Genomic DNA, 21,231 nt, shown 5'->3' with positions numbered 1-21,231 from the left:
CGCCGTCAGCGATCAGCTTGCGGAGGGTGCCCACGGCTGATCGCTGACAGCTGTCTGCCCTCTGGAAGAGCTTCCAACACCGAACTACCCAAGGACCCACCATGAAACACTTTGACAGGGCAACCAAAATCGTCGCCACCATCGGCCCGGCCAGCCGCAATCCGGACACGCTGGGGCGGATGATCGACGCGGGGCTGAACGTGGTCCGCATGAACTTCAGCCACGGGGACCCCGAAGACCACCGCCAGACGGTGCAGCTCGTGCGCGAACTCGCGGCGCGCAAGGGCGTGGCGATCGGCATCCTGCAAGACCTTCAGGGACCCAAGATCCGGGTGGGCCGCTTTGCCCAGGGCGCGGTCACGCTGGAAAGCGGGCAGCCGTTTACCATCACCATGGACGACGTCGAGGGCGACGAGACGCGGGTGGGCAGCACCTACAAGGGGCTGGCGCAGGATGTCCACCCCGGCATGCTGCTGCTGCTCGACGACGGGAACATGGCGCTGCGCGTCGAGGCGGTGCGTGGCCGGGACGTGCTTACCAAGGTGGTGATCGGCGGCGTCCTGAAAAACAACAAGGGCATCAACGTGCCCCAGGCCGACCTCTCGGTGCCTGCGCTCTCCGAAAAGGACGTGCAGGACATGGAATTCGGCGCGGGGCTGGGCGTGGACTGGGTGGCCCTGAGTTTCGTGCGCTCGAGAGACGACCTGCTGCTCGCCCGGCATTACCTCGCCCGCTTCGGCTCGCGGGCCAGGCTGATGGCGAAGATCGAAAAACCGCAGGCGGTGGACCGCTTCGACGACATCCTGCGCGAGGTGGACGGGATCATGGTGGCGCGCGGCGACCTGGGCGTCGAGATGCGCCCCGAGCAGGTGCCCACCATTCAAAAGCGATTGATCCGCCTGTGCCGCGAGGCCGGCAAGCCGGTGATCACCGCGACCCAGATGCTGGAAAGCATGATTCACCTGCCCAGGCCCACCCGCGCCGAGGCGTCGGACGTGGCGAACGCGATCTACGACGGCACCGACGCCGTGATGCTCTCGGCCGAGTCGGCGGCGGGGCAGTACCCGGTCGAGGCGGTCGCCATGATGGACCGCATCGCCCGCGAGGCCGAGTCCAGCGAGCACTACGCGGTGATGCAGCGCCAGCTGGTCGTGGATACCGAACTCGCCCAGGATTCCATCGCTTACGCGGCCTGCTCCATCGGTGAGAAGCTCGAAGCCCCCGCCATCGTGACCTTTACCAGCACGGGCGGGGCCGCGAGCCGCATCGCCAAGTACCGGCCCGCCGTGGCGATCCTGGCCCTGACGCCCAACGAACAGACCCGCAACCAGCTCGCGCTGTCCTGGGGCGTGTTCCCGATGCTCAGCGAGGACCCCCACGACACCGACGACATGGTCCGCATCGCCAACGACGAGCTGAAAAAGAGCGGGCTGGCCGAGATCGGGGACCGCTACGTGATCACGGCGGGCGTGCCCTTCGGCGTGCGCGGCACCACCAACATGCTGCGCGTCGAGCGGCTGCGCGAGGAGGACCTGAGCGACCGCGTGTAGCCCCTGTCTCCCTCTCTGGCCTGACCGCCGGGAGACGGGCAAGGACCGACCTGTCACGTCCGTGTGATGGGCCGGTCCAGTTTTTGTCCACAGGGAGGCACTTTTTCCACATGCCCGCTGTGGATAACTCCTGGCGGCCCGCCCCCAGGGGGGCGCCGGGCACGTTGTCCACACCCCGCGAGGTTGTCCACAGCCGCCCTGTGCATAACCCGGCGCGGCCAGGAGCCAGCGCAGGAGCGCCCAGACCGGGCAGGAAGGCCCCAGCCCCGTGCGGCCCGGCTCAGGTTCCCGGGGTCAGCCGCACGAAGCGGTCCTTGCCCTTCTGGATGACCACGCCGCCCGTCGGCAGCGCGACGCTGCCCTGCGGTTCGGTGTAGGTCTCACCGTCGAGCCGCAGCCCGCGGTTCTGAATCAGTTTGCGGGCCGCGCCGTTGCTGGGTTCCAGGCCTGCCAGCACCGCCAGCCGGGCCACGCTGTAGCGGCCGTCGTCGCCCGCCAGGTCGCTCGGGACAGCCACGCTGGGGATGTTCCCGGGGATGGCGCCCTGGGCCACCGAGCGGAAGCGTTCCTCGGCGGCGTCGAGGTCGGCTTCCGGGTGCAGCCAGGCGACCACCTCGCGGGCCAGGACGCGGTGCGCGGCGACCGGATGCCCGGCGAGCAGCTCAGCGACCTGGGACTGCGGCAGGTCAGTCAGCAGCGTGAAGTAGTTGGGCAGCAGCGGGTCGGGCACCTTCATCAGTTTGGCGAACATCAGGTGCGGTTCGTCGGTCAGGCCGATGTAGTTGTCGAGGCTCTTGGACATCTTCTCCACGCCGTCGAGGCCGACGAGCAGCGGCAGGGTCAGCACGACCTGGGCTTCTTGCCCATAGTCGCGTTGCAGGGCGCGGCCCACCAGGTTATTGAACAGCTGGTCGGTGCCGCCGAGTTCCACGTCCGCTTGCAGCGCGACCGAGTCGTAGCCCTGGGTGAGCGGGTAGAGCAGTTCGTGGACACTGATGGGCGTTCCGGCGTTCAGCCGCTTGGTGAAGTCGTCGCGCTCCAGAATGCGGGCGACCGTGTAGCGGCTCGCCAGGCGAATCACGTCCGCGTAGCCCATCGGTTCGAGCCACTCGCCGTTGAAGCGCACCTCCAGCACCTCGGGGTCGTCGCGTAGTACGAGGCGGCACTGCTCGAGGTAGCTCTGGGCGTTGGCGCGGGTCTCTTCCAGCGTCAGCGGCGGGCGGGTCTTGGACTTGCCGCTGGGGTCGCCGATCATGGCGGTGAAGTCACCGATCAGCATGATGACCCGGTGCCCGAGGTCCTGAAACTGCCGCATCTTGCGCAAAATCACCGCGTGCCCGAGGTGCAGGTCCGGCCGGGTGGGGTCGGCGCCCAGCTTGACGCGCAGCGGGATGCCCGTCTCCAGGCTGCGGGTGAGCTTGCGGCGCAGGTCGTCCTCGGTGACGAGGTCCACGACGCCGCGCTTCAGAAGTTCAAGTTGTTCCTCGGCGGGCAGCTGACGGCGGATGTCGTTCATGGGGTCTCCAAAGAAAAAAGGCGGCGCACTTGCCTGTCGCAGGTGCGCCGCCCCGGGGTTGGATTTCAGGCTGTGACTGACCCTCCCACCCTAGCGGCGGGGCCGATACGCACGTCGGGTCAGACGCCTCATGCGGGGCAGTGTAGCAAAGCCCGCGCGGCCTTACCCTGTCCCCCGTGAAGACGATCCACGAGTTGCGGGCCACCTTTCCCCGTCCGGGCCGCCTGGACTGGATCGGGCTGCGGGAGGCCCGCCGCGCCCCCATTCAGAGTGTGCCGGACGCCGAGGCGCATCCGCTGGTCGGTCTGCTTGGGGACCACGGCAAGGTCGCGCCGGGGCGCCTGCGGGCGCTGACCGGGCCGCCGGGCGAGGCCGCCCACGTCGCCCGCGCCGCGCCCATCCCCGGCGGCCCGGGGCGGCGGCAGGTCACCCTGATTCAGGCCGAGCACCTGCCGGTGATCGCGGCGCTCGCCGGGCTGGCGCAGGCCACACCCGAGCAGTTGCGCCGCAACCTGGTCGTGAGCGGGCTGCCGCTGCTGGCCCTCAAAGACGCCCGCTTCCGGGTGGGCGAGGTCGTGCTGGAGGGCACCGGGGAGTGCCACCCCTGCTCGCGGATGGAGGAGACGCTGGGCGTGGGCGGCTACAACGCGGTGCGCGGGCACGGCGGGCTGACCGCGCGGGTGATCGTGGGCGGGGTGCTGCGGGTGGGGGACGTGGTGGAGCCGCTGTGAGGCTGCCCTCCCTGGACGCCCGGCTGGAGGCGGTCCTGGCGCTGATCCGGGCGGGCACGCACGCCGATATCGGCTCGGACCACGCGCATCTGCCCATTCGCCTGATCGCCCAGGGCCGCGCCGAGCGCTGCGTGGTCGTCGAACTCCACCCCGGGCCGCTGGCCCACGCGCGGGGGAACGTGGCCCGCGCCCGGCTGGCGGCGCGGATCGAGGTGCGCGCAGGCGACGGCTTCGGCCCGCTGGCCCCCGGCGAGGTGGACAGCGCCAGCGTCACTGGCATGGGCGCCGGGACCATCGCGGGCATCCTGCGGCGGGCGGGCGAGGGACGGCTGCCGCCCGCGCTGGTGCTTCAGCCCAACGACTCGCCGGGACCGCTGCGCGTGTGGGCGCGCGAGCACGGCTACCACCTGCGCGCCGAGCGCCTGATTCCCGGCCACTGGCCCTACCCGGTGCTGCGGCTGGAGCGGAGGCCGGGCGACGACCCCGCCTACCAGGGACTCCCCCTCGCGGCGGCGCTGCGTTACGGGCCGCACCTGCTGCGGGAGGGGGCCACGCTGCTCCGGCGTCAGGTGTGGGCCGATATCGTGCGCCTGACACCGCTGGCCGCTCCGGGCCGCACCGCCCAGACCCAACTGGAGACGGCGCGGGCAGCGCTGGAGGTCCTGGGCGGAGACGGCCACTAAAGGACGGGCAATAAAAAAGCCGCCTCTCTGGGCGGTGATGTCCAAAACTATAGCCCGGAATGCAGCCGCAGTCAAGCTTCTCACGTCTTGCCAGGCGGCTCAGAGGCTTGGAGGGCCAGGGAAGCTCTCCTGCCGCGCATTTTCGCGGTCCGTTCCTGCCTCGCCCACCCTCCGGCGTATGCAATCTGGGGAGGGGAGATATTCAACCCTCTGGACCTGCCCCGCGACCTGAACAGGGAACAGTCGCCTTCCGTTCGGGGCGAAATCGGATGGGTGCGAGAAAGGGGAGACGCCCATAAGCCTGACTGGAAGATAAGGGGCTAGACGCGCGCCCAGAGGGACTAAAAGGAGGGTCTCCAGCAGGCTCCGGAGCCTTTGAAGGTTATGTTTTTAGCGTAAAGTGTGCTAAGATATTCGTATGAAGACCGTTCCCCATACCCTGGAATTCGGCACGCACCGGCTGCCTGCCAGTGCGGACGGCCTGCTTCACGCCGCCGCCGCCCTGCTCGCGCTGGGCGTTCCAATGCCTGCCGACTGGCCCTCGTTTGCCGCCGAACATGACCTGACCAGCCCCGAGCGCGACTTCGGCGTGGGGCCGGAAGCCACGCTGGACGCGGGCGAGTTTGCCCGGCTGGCCTTCACGCTGGACACCCCCGAGGCGCGGCGCTGGCGCAAGCGGGCGCAGACGCTGCTGGCCCGCGCCCTGACCGGCGACGTGCGGCTGGCCGCCGAGATCGCCGAGCGCAGCGCCAACCCCGAAGCGCGGCGCTGGCTGGCCGCCCGGCTGGAGAGCACCGACGCCCGGCGCGAGCTGATGAGCACCGTGGCCCGCCACGGCGGGGAGGGCCGGGTGTACGGCCAGCTCGGCTCGATCAGCAACCGCAGCGTGCTGGGCACCGACTCGGCCACCATCCGCCGCGAGCGCGGGGTCAGGCAGACCCGCGACGGCCTGCGGAGTGACGAGCTGCTGCGCCTGGCCTACCTCGACACCGCCACCGCCCGCGCCATCGCCGAGCGCGGCGCCCACGGCAACGCGGCCATCTTGCGCCTGCACGAGGGGGTTGCCCAGCGCGAGCGCCACCTCTGGGACAACCCGCTGCCCTCACAGGTGGGCTAGGGCCACGGCGTGAGGCCGCCTCGGCACTAGCTCTCTTACTCACCCTTTCCAGCGTCCGCTCGGCCCGAGTGGGCGCTTTGTGCTGGCCGCGCTGGGACCGGGCAGGTGCGGTTTCCCCGCCCCGCTTCCTCATGCGTCCCCGCTAGAATGCCGCGCGTGCCTGTCACCCTGACCCGCTCGGTGCTGCGCGAGGTGCTGCGCTGGTACGCGGCGGGCGTCGCCCTCTTCCTGATCTTGCAGCTGACCGACGCGCTGAGCACCAGCGTGGGCGCCTTTCTGGCCTACAACGCGACTCCCCGGCAGGCGCTGAACGTGTTTGGCACGCTGGCGCCCAACGTGCTCAACCAGGCGCTGGTGCTGTCGGTGCCGTTCGCGGTGCTGCTCGCCTTCGGGCGAATGCAGGGGGACAGCGAACTCAAGGCGATGTTCGCGGCAGGGGTGCGGCCCCTCAGTCTGGTGTGGCCGCTGGCGCTGCCGTTCATGCTGGTGGGGGCGCTGACGTACCTGAACGCGGGCTACCTGGTGCCTGCCGGACTGGCCCGCTTCGATCAGGCCTGGTTTGCCATCTACGGCGGGCCGGTCCCCGCGCCGACCCAGGACAACTACACCTTTGCCGCGCCGGACGCGCTCTTTTACGCCGGGCGGGTCCACAACGAGGATGGCGGCCCGGTCGCCGCGCTCGACGGGGTGCTGGTGCAGCGCGGGAACGAAACGGTCACCGCCCCCAGCGGCCTGTGGGACACGGCGGCCCAGACCTGGACCGTGCAGGGCGCCTGGATCACCCGTCCGGGGGCCGATCCCCGGCTGGAACCCGGCCCGCTGGTCTTTGCCCAGACTGACCGCCTGCGCCCGCCCTCCCCGCCCGCCAAGCAGGTCAGCACGCCCGAGCTGCGCGCCCGGCTCGCCAGCGCCGAGGGCACCCCGGAGGAGCGGCGGGTGGACCGCCACCAGCTTGCCGCGCGGGTGGCCGATCCCCTGACGGCGGTCGTGTTCGCGCTGGCGGCGGGCACGCTGGGGCTGCTGCTGCGCAACCGGGCGGCGGCCTTCGCGGCGGTGGTGGTGTTTGTCGGGCTTTTCTACGTGCTGTGGATCACTGCCCCGCAGTTCGCGCGGGTGGGCGCCCTCCCGCCGGTTCTGGCCGCGTGGCTGCCCAACCTGGTGTTTTTGACGGTTGCCGCCGTGCTGGCCTGGAGACTGCGGTGATGGAGGCTGCGGTGAGCCGCGCATGAAGCGCTTCGAGCGCTACGTGCTGGCCGAGACGCTGCCGCCGCTGGTGGGGGCGCTGGCGGCGGTGATTCTGGTGTTCTTGCTGGTGCTGCTTCAGGAGGCCATCGCGCCGCTGCTCGCCAAGGGGGCCGACGGCCTGCTGGTGGCGCGGCTGGTGGCGCTCAACCTGCCCGAGGCGCTGGCGCAGGGCCTGCCCATCGCGCTGATGTTCGCCGCGCTGCTGGCCCTGTCGCGGCTCTCGGCCGACTCGGAGATCAAGGCGGCGCTGGCGAGCGGGATGCCCGCCTCGCGGCTGTTCCGGCCCGTGCTGCTGCTGGCGGCGGGGGTGACCCTGCTGGCCTTTGGCTTGAATGAACTCGTCGTGACCCGCGCCAAGGTGGAGGCCCAGAACGTGCAGCGCGAGATCGTGCTGGACAACCCGCGCGTGATCGGGCTGGGGCAGCGGGGGTTGGTGCTGCGCGACGCCCTGAACCGTGCGATCAGCGTCGGGCAGGCGTTGCCGGGCGGCGAGCTGCGCGACCTGCGGATCGTGACCATGCAGGCCGGGCTGCCCCCCCGCGAGGTCCTCACCGCCGAGCGCGGGCGCCTGCGGCCCGGCAGCAACGTGCTGGAGCTGGAAGCGGGCCGCCGCGTCACCTTCGAGAACGGCCGCCCGGTCACGGTGATGACCTTCCGCTCAGGCACCCTGCCCGTGCAGGACGTGCAGGCCAGTTTCGGCGGTGAGGACGGCAGCCTCAAGCCCCTTTACCTGCCCCTCCCCGAGCTGCTGGCCCGCACGAACACCTACCGCGCCCAGAACGTGCAGGCGCCCGCCGACTTCACCGCCCTGTACCGCAAATTCACCGAGCCGCTGGCGGCGCTGGCGCTGGCTTTCTTTGCCGTCAGCCTGGCGGTCTTTTCCTTTCGCAGCGGCCTGAACCTGGGGCTGGTGTGGGCCTTGCTGCTCTCTTTCGCCTACTACGCCACCTGGAGCGTCTTCCGGGTGATGGGTGAGAACGGCGCCGTGCCGCCCCTGCTGGCCGCCGCCGCGCCCGACCTGATCGCGGTGCTGGCGGGCGGGGTGCTGCTGTGGCTGGCGGGAAGACGCTAGGGCTGTGGAGCGCAGGTTGGAGCCTCAGCCTGCGCCCCACAAGCCACGCGCCCTACGCCCCGCTTTCCCCCTGCGTCGCCTGAATCGCCGTCAGCGCCACCGTGTACACGATGTCGTCCACCAAGGCCCCGCGTGAGAGGTCGTTGACGGGCTTGCGCAGCCCCTGGAGCATCGGGCCGACGGCGACCACGCCCGCCGCGCGCTGCACGGCCTTGTATGTCGTGTTGCCGGTGTTGAGGTCGGGGAAGATAAACACCGTGGCGCGGCCCGCGACCGGGCTGTCGGGGGCCTTCTGGCGGCCCACGCTCAGCACGCTGGCCGCGTCGTACTGGAGGGGGCCGTCCACCGGGAGGTCGGGACGGCGCTCGCGGACCAGCCGGGTGGCCTCCTTGACCTTTTCCACGTCCTCGCCCGCGCCGCTCTCGCCGGTCGAGTAGCTGAGCATGGCGATCCGGGGCGGAATGCCAAAGGCCCGCGCAGAGTCGGCCGACTGGATGGCGATGTCGGCGAGTTCCTGGGCATTGGGGTTGGGATTGATCGCCGCGTCCCCGTACACCAGGACCTGCTCGGGCATCAGCATGAAGAAGATGGAGCTGACGAGGGCAGCTCCCGGCGCCGTCTTGATGAGTTGCAGGGCGGGCCGCACGGTGTTGGCGGTCGTGTGAATGGCGCCCGACACCAGCCCGTCCACCTCGCCCAGCGCCAGCATCATCGTCCCGAGGACCACCGTGTCTTCGAGTTGTGCCTCGGCCTGCGGGGGGGTCAGGCCCTTGCTCTTTCTCAGCTCGACCATCGGCGCGACGTAGCTGGAGCGCACCTGCTCGGGGTCGAGGATTTCCAGCCCGTCGGGGAGGGTGAGGCCCTGGCCTTCTGCGACCTGGCGCACCCGGTCGGGTTTGGCGAGCAGCACCGGGCGCGCGATGCCTTTCTCGACGCAGCGGATCGCGGCCCGGACGGTGCGCGGTTCGTCACCCTCGGGCAGCACGATGCGCTTGTTCGCGGCGCGGGCTTTCTGGATCAGCTCGTAGCGAAAGGCGCTGGGGGGCAACCGGCGCTCGCCCTCGGCCTGGGGGGTCCGCAGTCGCGCGCCCAGCGGCACGGTGTCCAGCCGGTCGGCGATGAAATCCAGCGTGCGCTCCATGCGTTCGAGGTCGTCGTGCGGCACCCGGGGGTCCATCCGCGAGAGGGCCGAGGCGGTGTGAAAGGAGTTGGTGTTCACCCGCAAGACCGGCAAGGTGCTGGTGAGGGCCGCGCGGCTCAGGCGCTCGATGGACGGCTCCGGGCTGCTGCCGGACGTGAACAGCAGCCCCGCCAGCGGCACCCCGCTGAGGTGCGACAGGGCGGCGGCCATCACCACGTCCTCGCGGTCGCCGGGCGTGACGACCAGCGCCCCCGAGGTGAAGAGGTCGGCCATCTTGGGCACGGTGCGCGCGGTGACGACCGTGCTGGTCACCCGGCGCGCGGCGGCCTCGCCCTCATTGAGCACCTCGGCGCCCAGGTGCCGGGCCACGTCGAGGGTGCGCGGCGCCCCCAGCACCGGGGACTGCGCCACGACGCCCAGCAGCGGCAGTTCGCCGCTCGCCAGGGTGCGGCTGTGCCCCCGCAGGTCGGCCAGCAGCCCGCCGAAATCCAGCTCGCGCGGGGCGAAGTTCAGCACGTACCCCGCCAGCCCCGAGCCGTCCGAGCGGCGGTAGCCCTGTGCGGCGATCTCCAGCTCGTCGGCCAGCGCGGCGGGCGTGACCCCGGCCAGGCTGGAGACCAGCACCACGTCCGCTTCCAGGTTCCGCGCGAGGCTGGCGTTCAAGGCGCCTGCGTAGGTGTTGCGCTCGTTCAGCGCCAGCCCCTCGGCCACCAGCACGTCCGCGCCGCCTGTGACGCTCCCTGCGGCCTGCCGCGCCAGGGCGATCACGCCTTCCATCAGGTCCTCTTCCTGCCCCAGGCTGAGCTGTTCTTCGGCGTGGGCGAGCGGGAGGGGATCGGGCGCGGCGAGGTGCGCGAGGGTGCGCGCGAAATGCACCGAGTCGTCGGGGGCCGACTCGTGCGTCTGCGCGACCGGCTTGAGAAAGGCGACCTTGAGGCCCTGACGTTCCAGGGCGCGGGCGAGGCCCAGCGCCGTGCTGCTGAGGCCCACGCCGTTGCGGGTGGGGGCGACGAAGAGGGTTTTCATGGGGAAGCTCCTTTGGAAGGGGGCGTGTGAAGGCGCGGGTCAAGACTTCTCGCTTGCGCGTCCTCCACGCTACGGGCCACCCGCCACCAGTTGCGCCGTCTCGCGCGCGATCATCCGTTCCTCGTCGGTGTTCACGACCAGCGCGGGCACGCTGCCGGGCGCGGTGATGGGGCCTGCCTGGCCGCGCACCGCCCCGGCGTTGGCAGCCTCGTCCAGGCGGAAGCCCAGCAACGAGAGGCGGGCGAGGGTGGCCGCGCGCACGGCGGCGCTGTTCTCGCCGATCCCGCCCGTGAAGACCAGCCCGTCGAGGGTGCCCAGCGCGACCGCCATCCCGGCGACCGTCTTGGCGAGGCGGTAGACGAACACCTCGGTGGCGAGCTGCGCCCCGGCGTGCCCGCGTGCGGCGGCCTGCTCCAGCTCGCGCAGGTCGTTGGTCAGGCCCGACAGGCCCAGCAGCCCGCTGTCCTTGTTCAGCGCCGCCGTGATCTGGGTGAGGCTCAGGCCCGCTTGCCGGGCGAGATAGTCGGGCAGACCGGGGTCCACGTCGCCGCTGCGGGTGCCCATGACCAGGCCTTCCAGCGGGGTCAGGCCCATGGAGGTGTCCACGCTGCGCCCGCCCTGCACGGCGGCCACGCTGCACCCGTTGCCCAGGTGCGCGGTGACCAGGTTCAGTTCCTCCAGCGGGCGGCCCAGCAGCCGCGCCGCCTCGCCCGCCACGTAAGCGTGGCTGGTGCCGTGAAAGCCGTAGCGCCGCACGCCATGCTGGCTGTACCACGCTTCCGGAACGGCGTAGCGGTAGGCGACCTGCGGCATGGTCTGGTGAAAGGCGGTGTCGAAGACCGCCACGTGCGGCAGCTCCCCAAAGGCCGCCTGCGCCGCCTCGATGCCTGCCAGGTTGGCCGGATTGTGCAGCGGCGCCAGGGGCACGCAGGCCCGGATGGCCTCCAGCACCTCCGGCGTGATCTGGGCGGGGGCGCTGAAGCGCTCGCCCCCGTGCACGACCCGGTGCCCGACCGCCCGGACCCGCTCGCGCAGCCCCAGGGCGTCCAGCTCCGCCAGCAGCACGCCGAACGCTTCCGGGTAGCTGCCGCGCGGCAGGGGCACCGTCACCCGCTCGTCTCCCCGGTCCACCCGCACCGAGGCGCCGTCCGACCCCAGCCGCTCCGCGAGGCCCGAGAGCGCCACCTCGCCCGAGTCCGACTCCAGCAGCGCGAATTTCAGGCTGCTGCTTCCTCCATTCACCACCAGCGTCCACATGGGGCCATTCTGGCCCACCTCGCGTCGGGCGGGAGGCGGGAAGCAGAAGGCGGGGCCGCCCAGACCGGGACCCCTCAGCGCACCCGCGTCACCTGCCGCACCTCCGGCTCGCCCTCCAGATGCTCCAGCCGCAGCACCGGAGCCGCCGGGTAGTCGGCATACAGACCCTCGCCCCACTCCACGATGCTCAGGCGGCTCCCCGCCACCAGGTCCTCGAGGTCCATCTCGTACAGTTCCGCCACATCGCGCACCCGGTAGGCGTCCACGTGCAGCACGCGGCCCGCCGGGGCCGGATAGGCGTTCATCAGGGCGTAGGTGGGGCTGGTGACGGCGCCCGCAAAGCCCAGCGCCCCCACCAGCCCCTGGGTCAGGGTGGTCTTGCCCGCGCCGAGTTCGCCCTCCAAAAACAGCAGCGCGCCGGGGGGGAGAGCCGCCGCCAGGGCCGCACCCAGCGCACGCTGCTCGCCGGGACCGCGCAGCCGCCGCGTCTCGCCGGGCGCCAGGGGAAAGGAAGGAAGCGTCACGCCCGCAGGCTAGCGCCCAGCCTCTCCACCCGCCGCCTCCCCGGTCGCCAGCCAGGCGCCCACCCGGTCATGAATGGCGGCGGCGTTCGGCCCGCGCGCCAGCCGCCAGCCGCCCGCGCCGTCCGAACGGGCCGCCCACGCGCCGCGCTCGTCGTCCAGGGCCAGGGTGCGCGCGCCCAGGTACCCCGCCTGCTCCAGCAGGGCGGCCACGCTGCGCGCCGCCGGGTCGTTCGGTCCCCCGGTCAGGGCGCTGCCGCGCACCCGCCAGCAGTCGTCGGGGAGCGCGGGCGTGAGCGGATCGGCGGCAGGGGCCAGGGGCGTCAGGCTGGCGGCGGCAAGACCGCCGGGGGCCGGAGCAGGCGCCTCCTCCATTCCCCCGAAGTCGAACACGCCCAGCAGGCCGCTGAGGGCGTCGGCGCCGAAGCTGGCCGTCACCTCCTGGGCGGCCTGGTACTCGGCGCGGGCCTCGGCCAGCAGGGCCTCGGCACCCTCCAGGGTCTGGGCGTAGCGCCCGCGCGCGTCGGCCGACATCGGCCCCAGGCGGCGCTGGGCACGCAACGTCTCGGCCAGGCGCCCGAGTTTCTGGATGGTCTCGCCCGCCAGGTCGCGCACGTGGTCGTACTCGGCCACCACGTGGTCGGCGCGGGCGTCGAAATCCTGGCGCTGCTGGGCGGCCTCGGCCATGCGGCGCTCCAGCACCGCCCACAGGGCGCCCACGTCGGTCGCCTCGCCGCGGGCCAGGGCGGCGCGGGCCTCGGCCAGCGGGGCGGCCAGGTCGGCTTCCGCGCCCGGCACGTCGCGGCTGGCCCGCTCGACCTCCCCGAGTTCGCGCTGGGCCTCCAGCAGCCGGGCCGCGGCCTCGGGGGCCGCCTCCAGCGCCGCCAGGGTGCCGTGCAGGTCGCGCAGTTCGTCGGTCGCCAGGCCGCCGCCCGCCAGGGTCAGGCGGGCCACCTCGAGCGCCACCCCGGCTTCCTGCCGCGCGGGGCTGAGGGGCAGCGCGGCCAGCCGGGCCTCGACCGCCGCGAGGTCCTCGCGCTGGGCGTGCAGGAGCGTGTCGCGGGCGGCTTCCAGCCTCGCGCGCCAGCCCTGCACGGCCTCGGCCTTGACCGCGCCGCGGGTGTGCTCCTCCCGCAGGGCCTGCGCCTGCGCCTCCAGCTCGGGCCGGGCGCGCACCACCGGGCCGAATTCGCGCGCCAGGTCCTCCAGTTGCCGGGCCACGTGTTCCTGTTCCAGGGCCAGCACCCGCGCCTGCGCCTCGGGGTCGGCAGGCGCGGGCGCGCCGCCGGGCGACAGCGGCTGCACCACCGACGACTCCAGCAGCTTGCGCAGGGTAAAAGTCACGCCCTGGGCGCGCTCGACCTCGGCGGGCAGCAGCACGCCCTGGCCCTGGGCCTCCACGATCTGGGCGATCAGGCTTTCGAGGCGCCGCACGTCCTTGCCGCCCATGCCCTGCACCCGGTCAAAGGCCGCGCGCAGTTCCGCGAGGTCCTGCGCCTGGGCGACCAGGCCTTCTTGCAGGCGGCGCTCCATCAGGGCAGTCAATTCCTGGCCCTCGCGAATCAGCGGCCCGATGTCCTGCCCGGCGGCCTCCTGCTGGCGGGCGACCCCCAGCACGCCGCGCAGGCGCTGGGTCTCCGGCCAGTCGAAATACAGCGTGAAGCGCCGCGCGCCCTCCTCCAGGGCGCTCAGGCGCTCGCGGCCGCCTCCGGGCAGCGCGGCGGCGGGCGTGGCTTCCAGCAGCGCCGCGATCACTTCCGAGACGCGGCGTTTGGCGAGCGCGGCGGGCACGCTGAGTTGCAGCCGCCGGAAGACCTCGCGCTTGAGCAGGTCCTCGAGCGCGGGCGCGTCGAGCGTCTCGGGGGTCAGGCCGCGCGCGTGCGCGCCGTCGGCCAGCAGCCGCTCCAGCGCCCGGGGCGAGACGAGGTCGCCCAGCAGCCGCACCGGCAGGCGGTGCAGCGGTTCGGCGGGGCTGGGCGCCGCAGTGTCCGGCGAGAGGGGGTCAGCAGTCATAGGCGGCTCCAGGGGGCAGCTTCAGGGAGAGGCGCACTCACGGCTCTTCTTCCCAGTCGAGAACCGGCTGAAGGGGCGGGGTGGCCGTGCGCTGGCGGCGTCCCAGCAGGCCGAACTGCGCGCACAGGCCCCAGAAGCCGTAGGTTGCCAGCCCGATGGCCAGCGCCGTGAGCAGCGCCCGCAGCGGCAGGCCGTAGGCCCCCTGCCAGAGGGTCAGGGTGGGCGCGGCGCGCAGCAGGGCCACCCCCGACACGTCCCCCAGCCAGCCCAGGAAGCCGAAGAGGCCCTCCAGAAAGACCGGCAGCAGCAGCAGCGCCAGCGCGGCGGTGATGGCCCGCCACGAGGGGTTGCGTCCCCCGAAGGCGAGGTGCAGCAGGTACAGCGGGAGTGGGGCCAGCAGCGCGAGCAGCAGGAACACGGCGGCGCGCACCCCCCCGCTGAAGGTCCGCGCCGAGGCCGCCGAGGCGCGGTCCACCGCCGCGCCGCTCTCGCCCGCCGCCGCGCGCTCGACGCCGCCCAGCCCCGCGATCAGGGCCTGCACGTCGCCGGGGCGCAGGCCGCGCCGCTCCTGCGCCGCCGCGAGGTCCTCGCGCCACTGCTCGTAGCCGGGCGCGGCCCGCAGTCCGGCGGGCACCGAGGCCAGCGCCGCCAGTCCGCGCGTGAGTTCGCGCCGGGCCGTCTCGGGGTCGCCGTGGCCGCTGGCGGTCAGGGCGCGGCCCAGCGCCGCGTAGGTCAGGTCCAGACTGCCGGAGCCGGCCGGACGGGCGGCGGCGCCGGGCCGCTCGGTGGGCGCCGGATCGGTAGGCGCCATCTCAGTGGGCGCTGGGCCGGTGGGCGGCTGTCCAGCCGGGCGGGCCAAGGTGGTAGGGGAATCGGTCTGGGTGGCGGCCGGGCGGGGCAGGGCGGGCGGCGCGGCGAGCGAGCGCCCCAGGGCCGCGCTGCCCCCCCGCAGCGCCGTGAGCGAGCGGGCCAGGGCGGCGCGGTCGTCGGCCGCGAGCTGCGCCAGGGCGGCCGTGAACCCGGCGGCCCGCAGGTCGTGGGCGGCGCCCGCTTCTTGCACGACCGTGAACCAGCCGCTGGCCCGCGCAAGCTGGAGGTAGGAATCGGCGCTGCGCTGGGGCCGGGCCGCTTGCAGGGCCGAGGCGACTTTCTGGGCCGCCGCCCGTTGCAGTCGCCACGCGACGCGCTCGGGTCGGCCCGCCGCCGCGTCGCGGGTCAGTGCCCCGGTGGCGGCCGCCGTCAGGCCGAACTCGCGGGCCAGCAGGCGCAGCCCCGCCGAGGCGTTCGCGGGTGCCCCGGCCAGCCCGCCCAGGGTCTGCTCGTACAGGGCCTTGCGCAGCAGGCCGCGGCCCAGCAGCACCTGCGCCTGCACCTCGGCGGGGGTGCGGGCCAGCGCCGCGCGGGCGCCGTTCAGGGCGCCGCGCAGGCTGCCCACCACCTGCTGGTTTTGCAGGGTGGGCGCGAGCTGCTCCAGGGCCGCCCCGGCGCGGTCGAGTTCGGTCAGGGTCCGTTCGGCGCCCTGCCAGGTGCCCCCGGCCTCGGCGGCGGCGTCCAGGCTGGCGGCCAGCGCCCGGTAGGCCGTGAGGTCCTGGGCGGCCGCCGATCCGGCCGCCAGCGCGGCGGCGAGCAGGCTTAGCCGGGTGCCCCGGCGCAAAGAGCGGCTCACGTGGCCGCCCGGACCTGGCCGAGTTCGGCCAGCAGGCGGCCGGTGTTCACGCCGGTGCCCGCCACCACCGCCACGCAGTAGGCCCCCAGCGGACGCATACAGACGGTGCGCCCCCCCAGGTCGGCGGCCAGCAGCCGCAGCGAGCGCTGCCGGAACAGCAGGGCGGCGGCGGCAGCCACGCTGCCCAGGCTGGCGCTGCCCTGAAGGGCGCGTTCGTGCAGCACCTCGCCACTGGCGCGGCAGACCAGCACGCCCTGCACACCCGGCATCCGCGCTAGGTCGCGCACCAGCGCTTCTTGCCCCGCCGCGCTGTCCAGCACGTAGCGCCGCTCGGACAGGGGCGTGGCGTACTCCGGGTCGTCGAATTCGAAATCGTCGGCGCTGAGATCGGCCGCTTCGGCCCCGCCGAACTCGGTCCAGCCGGGGTCGGTCCAGAGGGTGCCGGACGCGGCCTCATCCCAGGCGGCGGCGGGCGCGGCGGCGAAGAGGGTGGCGGCGCGGGGGTCTTGCGCCTGAAGCTGCCCCGCCATCCGCCCCAGTTCGGTGCGGGCGCGCGCTTCGGGCAGCAGCCCGGACAGCCGGACAAGCAGCGGGCCAGACAGCACGCGCTGCATCTCGGCGGCCGTCACCGCCTCCGGGGAGAGGCCCTGCTCGCGCAGAGCCGCGCGCAGCATGGTTTCCGCAGCCCGTTCGGACACGATGCCGGACAGGGCGCGCACGATCGGGGTGTACACGGCATTTGTCATCACAGACCTGGGGCGGAGTATAGGCAGGGCCTGCTTACACTTTTGTCTCAGCATGGTCCCTCGGCGCGCGCCGCCTCAGCGGGCCAGCGGCGGGTCCCCCACCTTCCGGGCGCCGGGGCCGCTCTAGACTGCGGGGCATGGCAACTTCTCTCTCCAGCCGTCTCCGCGCGGAGCTTGCGGGCCTGCGGGACCAGGGTCTCTCGATCCACCCGCGCGTCCTCGACGCCGCCAACCGCGCCCGCACCCGGGTGGACGGGCGGGACGTGGTGAATCTGGCGTCGAACAACTACCTGGGCTTTGCCGACCACCCCGAGATCAAGGCGCGGGCCGAGCAGTACCTGCGCGAGTGGGGGGCGGGCGCGGGCGCGGTGCGGACCATCGCCGGAACGCTGCGGATCCACGAGGACTTCGAAGAGCAGCTCGCGGCCTTCAAGCACACCGGCAGCGCGCTGGTGCTGGGGAGCGGTTTCACCACCAACCAGGGCGTGCTGGGCACCCTGCTCCAGCCCGGCGACCTGGTCGTCAGCGACGAGCTGAACCACGCCAGCATCATCGACGGCCTGCGCCTGACCAAGGCGACCAAGAAGATCTACAAGCACGCCGACCCCGAGGACCTCGACCGGGTGCTGGCTGAGAATGACGCGGACGGCCTCAAGCTGGTCGTGACCGACGGGGTCTTTTCGATGGACGGCGACATCGCGCCGCTGGGGCGCCTGATCGAGGTCGCGCGCAAGTATGGGGCGGTGACCTACGTGGACGACGCGCACGGCTCGGGCGTGCTGGGGGCAGACGGACGCGGCACGGTCCACCATTTCGGCTTCGAAACCGCAGAGGACGTGATTCAGGTCGGCACGCTCAGCAAGGCCTGGGGCGTGGTGGGCGGGTACGCGGCCGGGCATCCCGACCTGCGCGAACTGCTGATCAACCGCGCCCGGCCCTACCTCTTCTCGACCGCGCACCCGCCCGCCGTCGTGGGGGCGCTGTCGGCGGCGCTGGACCTCGTGCAGCGCGAGCCGGAGTTCATGGCGCGGCTGTGGGAGAACACCCGCTACTTCAAGGCCGAACTCGCCCGGCTGGGCTTCGACACCCTGGGCAGCCAGACGCCGATCACGCCCGTGCTGTTCGGCGAGGCGGAGGCGGCGTTCGAGGCCAGCCGCCGCCTCTTCGCGGAGGGGGTCTTCGCGGTCGGGCTGGGCTTTCCGACCGTGCCCCGGGGCCAGGCCCGCATCCGCAACATCGTGACCGCCGAGCACACCCGGGACGACCTCGACTTCGCGCTCGCGGCCTACGCGCGGGTGGGGCGGGCGCTGAGCGTCGCCCAGGGGTGACCGGGTACTGCCTGCGGGCGGAGGTGGACTTCGCCGCGCTCGGGCAACTGCGCGAGGCCGCCTGGGGCGGGCGCGATGACGGCAGCGGCTGGCCCGCCGTCCTGTCCCGCAGCCTGACCTGGGTCACCGCGCACGAGCAAGGGAGGCTGGTCGGCTTCGTGAACGTGGCCTGGGACGGTGGCGTGCACGCCTTCCTGCTGGACACGACCGTCCATCCGGGCTGGCAGCGGCGGGGCGTCGGGAGCAGGCTGGTCCGGGAAGCGGTGCAGGCGGCCCGCGCAGGCGGTGCCCACTGGCTGCACGTGGATTTCGAACCCCAGCTGGAGGGCTTCTACGCCGCCTGCGGCTTCCGGCCCACGGCGGCGGGGCTGCTGCGGCTGGGCTGAGCTTTCCCGCCTGTCCCGCCCCGGCCCACCTATCATCGGCCCCATGACCCTGCCTCCCCAGATGCCCCCGGTGGGCGACCGACCCCCCGAGGCGCGCGACAAGGGCCGCGAGGTGCAGGCGATGTTCGCCGCCATCGCCCCGCGCTACGACCTGCTCAACCGGGTGCTGAGCCTCGGGGTGGACCGCGCGTGGCGCCGCGAGGCCGCGCAGGAAGCGCTGGCGCTGAATCCGGCCCGGGTGCTCGACGTGGCGACCGGGACCGGAGACTTCGCGCTGGAACTCAAGGCCCGCGCTCCCGGGGCCGAGGTCGTCGGCAGCGACTTCGTGCCCGAGATGCTGGCCCTGGCCCGCGAGAAGGCGCGCGGGCGGCACCTGGAGGTGCGGCTGGAGGAGGGCGACGCGCTGAACCTGCCCTATCCCGACGGGTCTTTCGACAGCGTGACCTGCGCGTTCGGCTTCCGCAACTTCGCCGACTACGGGCAAGGCCTGGCCGAGATGTGGCGGGTGCTGACCCCGGCGGGGCGCCTGGTCATCCTGGAGTTTCCGCCGCCCCGCCGGGGCCTGTTCGGCCGTGTGTTCCGGCTGTACTTCCAGCAGGTGCTGCCGCGCATCGGCGCGCTCGTCAGCGGCAACGCGGGCGCCTACACCTACCTCCCCGAAAGTGTCCTGGCCTTCCCGGACCCTGGGCGCCTCGCCGGACTGATGCACGCGACGGGTTTCCGCACGCGCTACCGCCTGCTGACCTTCGGGATCGCGGCGATTCACGTGGGGGACAAGGGGTAGGGGGAGGCTGCTGCCTGTGGGGGCGGCCTTCTCCAGGCAGCAAGTTGTGGGCCAAAAAAAGCTCCCACCGGGGGAGCTTTCTTCGGGCTTCAGAGCTTTAGACCGCCAGCACCTGACGGCCGTTGTAGTGGCCGCAGCTGGGGCAGATGTGGTGGCTGAGCTTCTTGGCGTGGCAGTGGGGGCACTCGGTCAGGTTGGGGGCGACCAGGGCGTGGTGGCTGCGGCGCATGTCGCGCTTGCTCTTGCTGGTCTTCTTCTTGGGAACGGGGTGCTTCGCCATGATCTTTCTCCTCGGGCCGCGCGGCGCGTCTCTTCCTGCCGGGGCAGGTCGCCGGGGCGCGCTTCGCCCCCCAGGTGGACCTGAGCCGGGCGAGACAACAGCCGGGAGTATAGCACGCCCTCCAGCGGCCCCGGAAGAGCGCGGCAGGCGCGCGTTAGCATGGCCCCCGATGCACGAACTCGCCGTTCCCGAGGTCACCTTGCAAGTGGGCCTGCGCTGGCTCGACCTGCTGGGCATCCTGGCCTTCAGCCTCTCGGGAGCGCTGCTGGGCGTCCGCAAGAGATTTGACCTGTTCGGCGTGCTGGTGCTGGGCTGCGTGACGGCGGTGGGCGGCGGCGCGATCCGCGACACGCTGACCGGGCAGGCGCCGCCCCTTTTCCTGCGGGACGAAACCTACCTGTGGGTGGCACTGCTCGGCGCGGTCCTCGCCTTCGGCTTCGGGGAGCGGCTGGCCCGCTTCGAGCGCACGCTCAGCGTCTTCGACTCGGTGGGCCTGGCCCTGTTCGCGGCGTCGGGGGCGCTGGGCGCGCTCAATATCGGGCTGGGACCGCTGGGCGTGGCCTTTGCAGGAGCGCTCAGCGGCGTGGGCGGCGGCATCGTCCGCGACCTGATCGCCAACGAGGTCCCGGAGGTGATGTACCGCCGCGACCAGCTGTACGCCACCGCCGCCGCCGCAGGCGCCGTGGCCGTCTACCTGCTGCACCCCCACGTCACGCCCTTTCAGGCCCAGCTTGGCGGCGCCGTGACCGTGTTGCTGCTGCGTTACGTCTCGCGCCGGGGCTGGGTCAGGCTGCCGGTGCGGCGGCTGCCGGGGGGGTAGGAAGCGGTCAGCCTCGGCCAGCGCCCCCGCCTTGACCTCTGCCCAGGACTCAGCGCAGAGGGCCGGGCGCTCCCCCATGCTCTAGACTGCCTGCATCATGTCTACACAGCCTGACCGGCCCGCCGGATTCCGTACCCGTGCCGTCCACGCGGGGCATGGCCTCGACCCGGCCACGGGCGCGCACGCCGTGCCCATCTACGCGACCTCCACCTTCGGGTACGGCAGCGCCGAGCGCGGGGGGCGCCTGTTCGCGGGGGAGGAACAGGGCTACTTCTACTCGCGGCTTTCCAACCCCACCGTGCGGGCCTTCGAGGAAAAGGTCGCCAGCCTGGAGGAGGCCGGGGACGCCGTGGCCTTTGCCAGCGGCATGGGGGCGGCGAGCGCCATCGCCCTGACACTGCTGAAAACCGGGGACGAGGTCGCCTTCGTGGGTCCCCTCTACGGCGGCACCGAGGGGCTGCTGCGCGACGTTCTGGAGAAGTTCGGGGTGACGGTGCGCGAGGCCCACGACGTGGAGCAGCTGCGCGCGCTTGTTTCGGGGCGCACCCGGCTGGTCTGGCTGGAGACCCCGACCAACCCCACCATCCAGATCGTGGACCTGCGGGCCGCCTCGCAGGTGGCCCACGCGGCAGGCGCGCTGGTGGTGGTGGACAACACCTTTTCCACCCCGTACCTGACCCGCCCGCTGGCGCACGGGGCCGACCTGGTGATGCACTCGGCCACCAAGTACCTCGGCGGGCACGGCGACGTGATCGGCGGCGTGGTGGCGGCCAGCGCGGACCTGATCGCGGACCTGCGTCTGCACGGACTGCGGCACGTCGGGGCGGTGATGGGGCCGTTCGAGGCCTTCTTGCTGCTGCGTGGCCTCAAGACCCTGCCGCTCAGGATGGAGGCCCACTGCCAGGGCGCGGCGGCGCTGGCGGCGGCCCTCCAGGGGCACCCCGCCGTCCGGGCGCTGCACTACCCCGGCCTGCCCACCCACCCCGGCCACGCGGTCGCGGCGCGGCAGATGCGGGCTTACGGCGGCCTGCTGAGCCTCGACCTCGGCTCGCGGGCGGCGGCCTTCGCCTTTCTGGACGGGCTGCGGCTGTTCACGCAGGCGGTCAGCCTCGGGGACGTGGAAAGCCTCTCGTGCCACCCGGCCAGCACCACCCACCACCTGCTGGGCGAGGAAACGCTGGCGCGCCAGGGGGTCACGCCGGGGCTGGTCCGCCTCTCGGTCGGCATCGAGGACGCCGAGGACCTGATCCGCGACGTGCTGGGCGCGCTGGAGCGGGTGCCGGTGGCCGCCGGAGGCTGAGGCGGGTTCGGCAGCATCGGCCACCGTCTGAAGCCGGGGCGGCGGGGTA

The 21,231-nt window shown here is 72.7% G+C and carries 19 protein-coding genes; 11 read left to right on the top strand and 8 right to left on the bottom strand.

Translation table 11 applies throughout. From position 1 onward, the window contains the following. The first annotated feature begins 101 nt into the window (after positions 1 to 101). A complete protein-coding gene (gene pyk / locus HNQ09_RS16180) occupies positions 102 to 1,550 on the top strand; it encodes a pyruvate kinase (RefSeq protein WP_184031406.1) in 1,449 nt (482 codons plus the stop codon). A 280-nt stretch (positions 1,551 to 1,830) separates the two neighbouring features. On the opposite strand, the gene tyrS is transcribed toward pyk, so the two are convergent. Then, positions 1,831 to 3,066, bottom strand: a complete 1,236-nt coding sequence (tyrS, locus tag HNQ09_RS16175; RefSeq protein ID WP_184031405.1) for a tyrosine--tRNA ligase — start codon at positions 3,064 to 3,066, stop codon at positions 1,831 to 1,833. Positions 3,067 to 3,242: 176 nt separating this feature from the next. Between tyrS and HNQ09_RS16170 the strand changes: the two genes are divergently transcribed. The 5 genes from HNQ09_RS16170 (at position 3,243) to HNQ09_RS16150 (ending at position 7,914) form a co-directional block, all read left to right on the top strand. Continuing rightward, positions 3,243 to 3,797 carry an MOSC domain-containing protein gene (locus HNQ09_RS16170; protein WP_184031403.1) on the top strand — a complete coding sequence of 185 codons (555 nt, stop codon included), beginning with the start codon at positions 3,243 to 3,245 and terminating at the stop codon, positions 3,795 to 3,797. Next, a complete protein-coding gene (locus HNQ09_RS16165) occupies positions 3,794 to 4,480 on the top strand; it encodes a tRNA (adenine(22)-N(1))-methyltransferase TrmK (protein WP_184031402.1) in 687 nt (228 codons plus the stop codon). The genes HNQ09_RS16170 and HNQ09_RS16165 overlap by 4 nt, the downstream gene beginning before the upstream one ends. Before the next feature lie 418 nt (positions 4,481 to 4,898). After that, on the top strand, positions 4,899 to 5,597 hold the full coding sequence (gene ddrC / locus HNQ09_RS16160; RefSeq protein ID WP_184031401.1) for a DNA damage response protein DdrC: 699 nt from the start codon (positions 4,899 to 4,901) through the stop codon (positions 5,595 to 5,597). 147 nt (positions 5,598 to 5,744) lie between these two features. After that, positions 5,745 to 6,800: an LptF/LptG family permease gene (locus tag HNQ09_RS16155; RefSeq protein ID WP_184031400.1), complete on the top strand. Its 1,056-nt coding sequence runs from the start codon at positions 5,745 to 5,747 to the stop codon at positions 6,798 to 6,800. Between the two features lie 22 nt (positions 6,801 to 6,822). After that, positions 6,823 to 7,914, top strand: coding sequence for an LptF/LptG family permease (locus tag HNQ09_RS16150; protein WP_184031399.1), 1,092 nt, complete (start codon positions 6,823 to 6,825; stop codon positions 7,912 to 7,914). Positions 7,915 to 7,966: 52 nt separating this feature from the next. Here HNQ09_RS16150 and pta read toward each other — a convergent pair whose 3' ends face one another. The 6 genes from pta to HNQ09_RS16120 form a co-directional block, all read right to left on the bottom strand. Further along, positions 7,967 to 10,081, bottom strand: a complete 2,115-nt coding sequence (pta, locus tag HNQ09_RS16145; protein WP_184031397.1) for a phosphate acetyltransferase — start codon at positions 10,079 to 10,081, stop codon at positions 7,967 to 7,969. 69 nt (positions 10,082 to 10,150) lie between these two features. Continuing rightward, positions 10,151 to 11,338: an acetate kinase gene (locus tag HNQ09_RS16140; protein ID WP_184031395.1), complete on the bottom strand. Its 1,188-nt coding sequence runs from the start codon at positions 11,336 to 11,338 to the stop codon at positions 10,151 to 10,153. A 74-nt stretch (positions 11,339 to 11,412) separates the two neighbouring features. After that, positions 11,413 to 11,862, bottom strand: coding sequence for a tRNA (adenosine(37)-N6)-threonylcarbamoyltransferase complex ATPase subunit type 1 TsaE (tsaE, locus tag HNQ09_RS16135; RefSeq protein ID WP_184031393.1), 450 nt, complete (start codon positions 11,860 to 11,862; stop codon positions 11,413 to 11,415). Between the two features lie 9 nt (positions 11,863 to 11,871). Further along, positions 11,872 to 13,872 (bottom strand): coiled-coil domain-containing protein, encoded by a 2,001-nt coding sequence (locus HNQ09_RS16130; RefSeq protein WP_184031385.1) that lies wholly within the window; start codon positions 13,870 to 13,872, stop codon positions 11,872 to 11,874. A 37-nt stretch (positions 13,873 to 13,909) separates the two neighbouring features. Beyond that, positions 13,910 to 15,538, bottom strand: coding sequence for a hypothetical protein (locus HNQ09_RS16125; protein ID WP_343057877.1), 1,629 nt, complete (start codon positions 15,536 to 15,538; stop codon positions 13,910 to 13,912). Next, positions 15,535 to 16,284 carry a roadblock/LC7 domain-containing protein gene (locus HNQ09_RS16120; RefSeq protein WP_184031474.1) on the bottom strand — a complete coding sequence of 250 codons (750 nt, stop codon included), beginning with the start codon at positions 16,282 to 16,284 and terminating at the stop codon, positions 15,535 to 15,537. Before HNQ09_RS16120 ends, HNQ09_RS16125 begins: the two co-directional genes overlap by 4 nt. Before the next feature lie 137 nt (positions 16,285 to 16,421). On the opposite strand from HNQ09_RS16120, the gene HNQ09_RS16115 reads away from it, so the two are divergent. From HNQ09_RS16115 to ubiE, 3 genes are all read left to right on the top strand, one after another. Next, positions 16,422 to 17,612 carry a BioF/Kbl family PLP-dependent acyltransferase gene (locus HNQ09_RS16115; RefSeq protein ID WP_184031383.1) on the top strand — a complete coding sequence of 397 codons (1,191 nt, stop codon included), beginning with the start codon at positions 16,422 to 16,424 and terminating at the stop codon, positions 17,610 to 17,612. Further along, complete coding sequence (locus HNQ09_RS16110) at positions 17,609 to 17,998, top strand: GNAT family N-acetyltransferase (RefSeq protein WP_343057873.1); 390 nt, start codon at positions 17,609 to 17,611, stop codon at positions 17,996 to 17,998. The genes HNQ09_RS16115 and HNQ09_RS16110 overlap by 4 nt, the downstream gene beginning before the upstream one ends. A gap of 61 nt (positions 17,999 to 18,059) precedes the next feature. Then, entirely contained in the window at positions 18,060 to 18,782 is a 723-nt protein-coding gene (gene ubiE, locus HNQ09_RS16105) for a bifunctional demethylmenaquinone methyltransferase/2-methoxy-6-polyprenyl-1,4-benzoquinol methylase UbiE (protein ID WP_184031470.1), read from the top strand. A 97-nt stretch (positions 18,783 to 18,879) separates the two neighbouring features. Here the strand turns inward: ubiE and rpmF are convergent, their stop codons facing one another. Further along, the gene (gene rpmF, locus HNQ09_RS16100) at positions 18,880 to 19,062 is read right to left on the bottom strand and encodes a 50S ribosomal protein L32 (RefSeq protein WP_184031381.1); all 183 of its coding nucleotides are present in this window, start codon (positions 19,060 to 19,062) and stop codon (positions 18,880 to 18,882) included. 169 nt (positions 19,063 to 19,231) lie between these two features. Here rpmF and HNQ09_RS16095 point away from each other — a divergent pair, with 169 nt between their 5' ends. After that, positions 19,232 to 19,882, top strand: a complete 651-nt coding sequence (locus HNQ09_RS16095) for a trimeric intracellular cation channel family protein (RefSeq protein WP_184031379.1) — start codon at positions 19,232 to 19,234, stop codon at positions 19,880 to 19,882. A 97-nt stretch (positions 19,883 to 19,979) separates the two neighbouring features. Next, the gene (locus tag HNQ09_RS16090) at positions 19,980 to 21,182 is read left to right on the top strand and encodes a trans-sulfuration enzyme family protein (RefSeq protein WP_184031377.1); all 1,203 of its coding nucleotides are present in this window, start codon (positions 19,980 to 19,982) and stop codon (positions 21,180 to 21,182) included. Positions 21,183 to 21,231 lie beyond the last annotated feature (49 nt).

The organism is Deinococcus budaensis (genome assembly GCF_014201885.1).
Lineage (GTDB): Bacteria > Deinococcota > Deinococci > Deinococcales > Deinococcaceae > Deinococcus > Deinococcus budaensis.
This window is presented reverse-complemented; position numbering and strand designations above follow the sequence as displayed.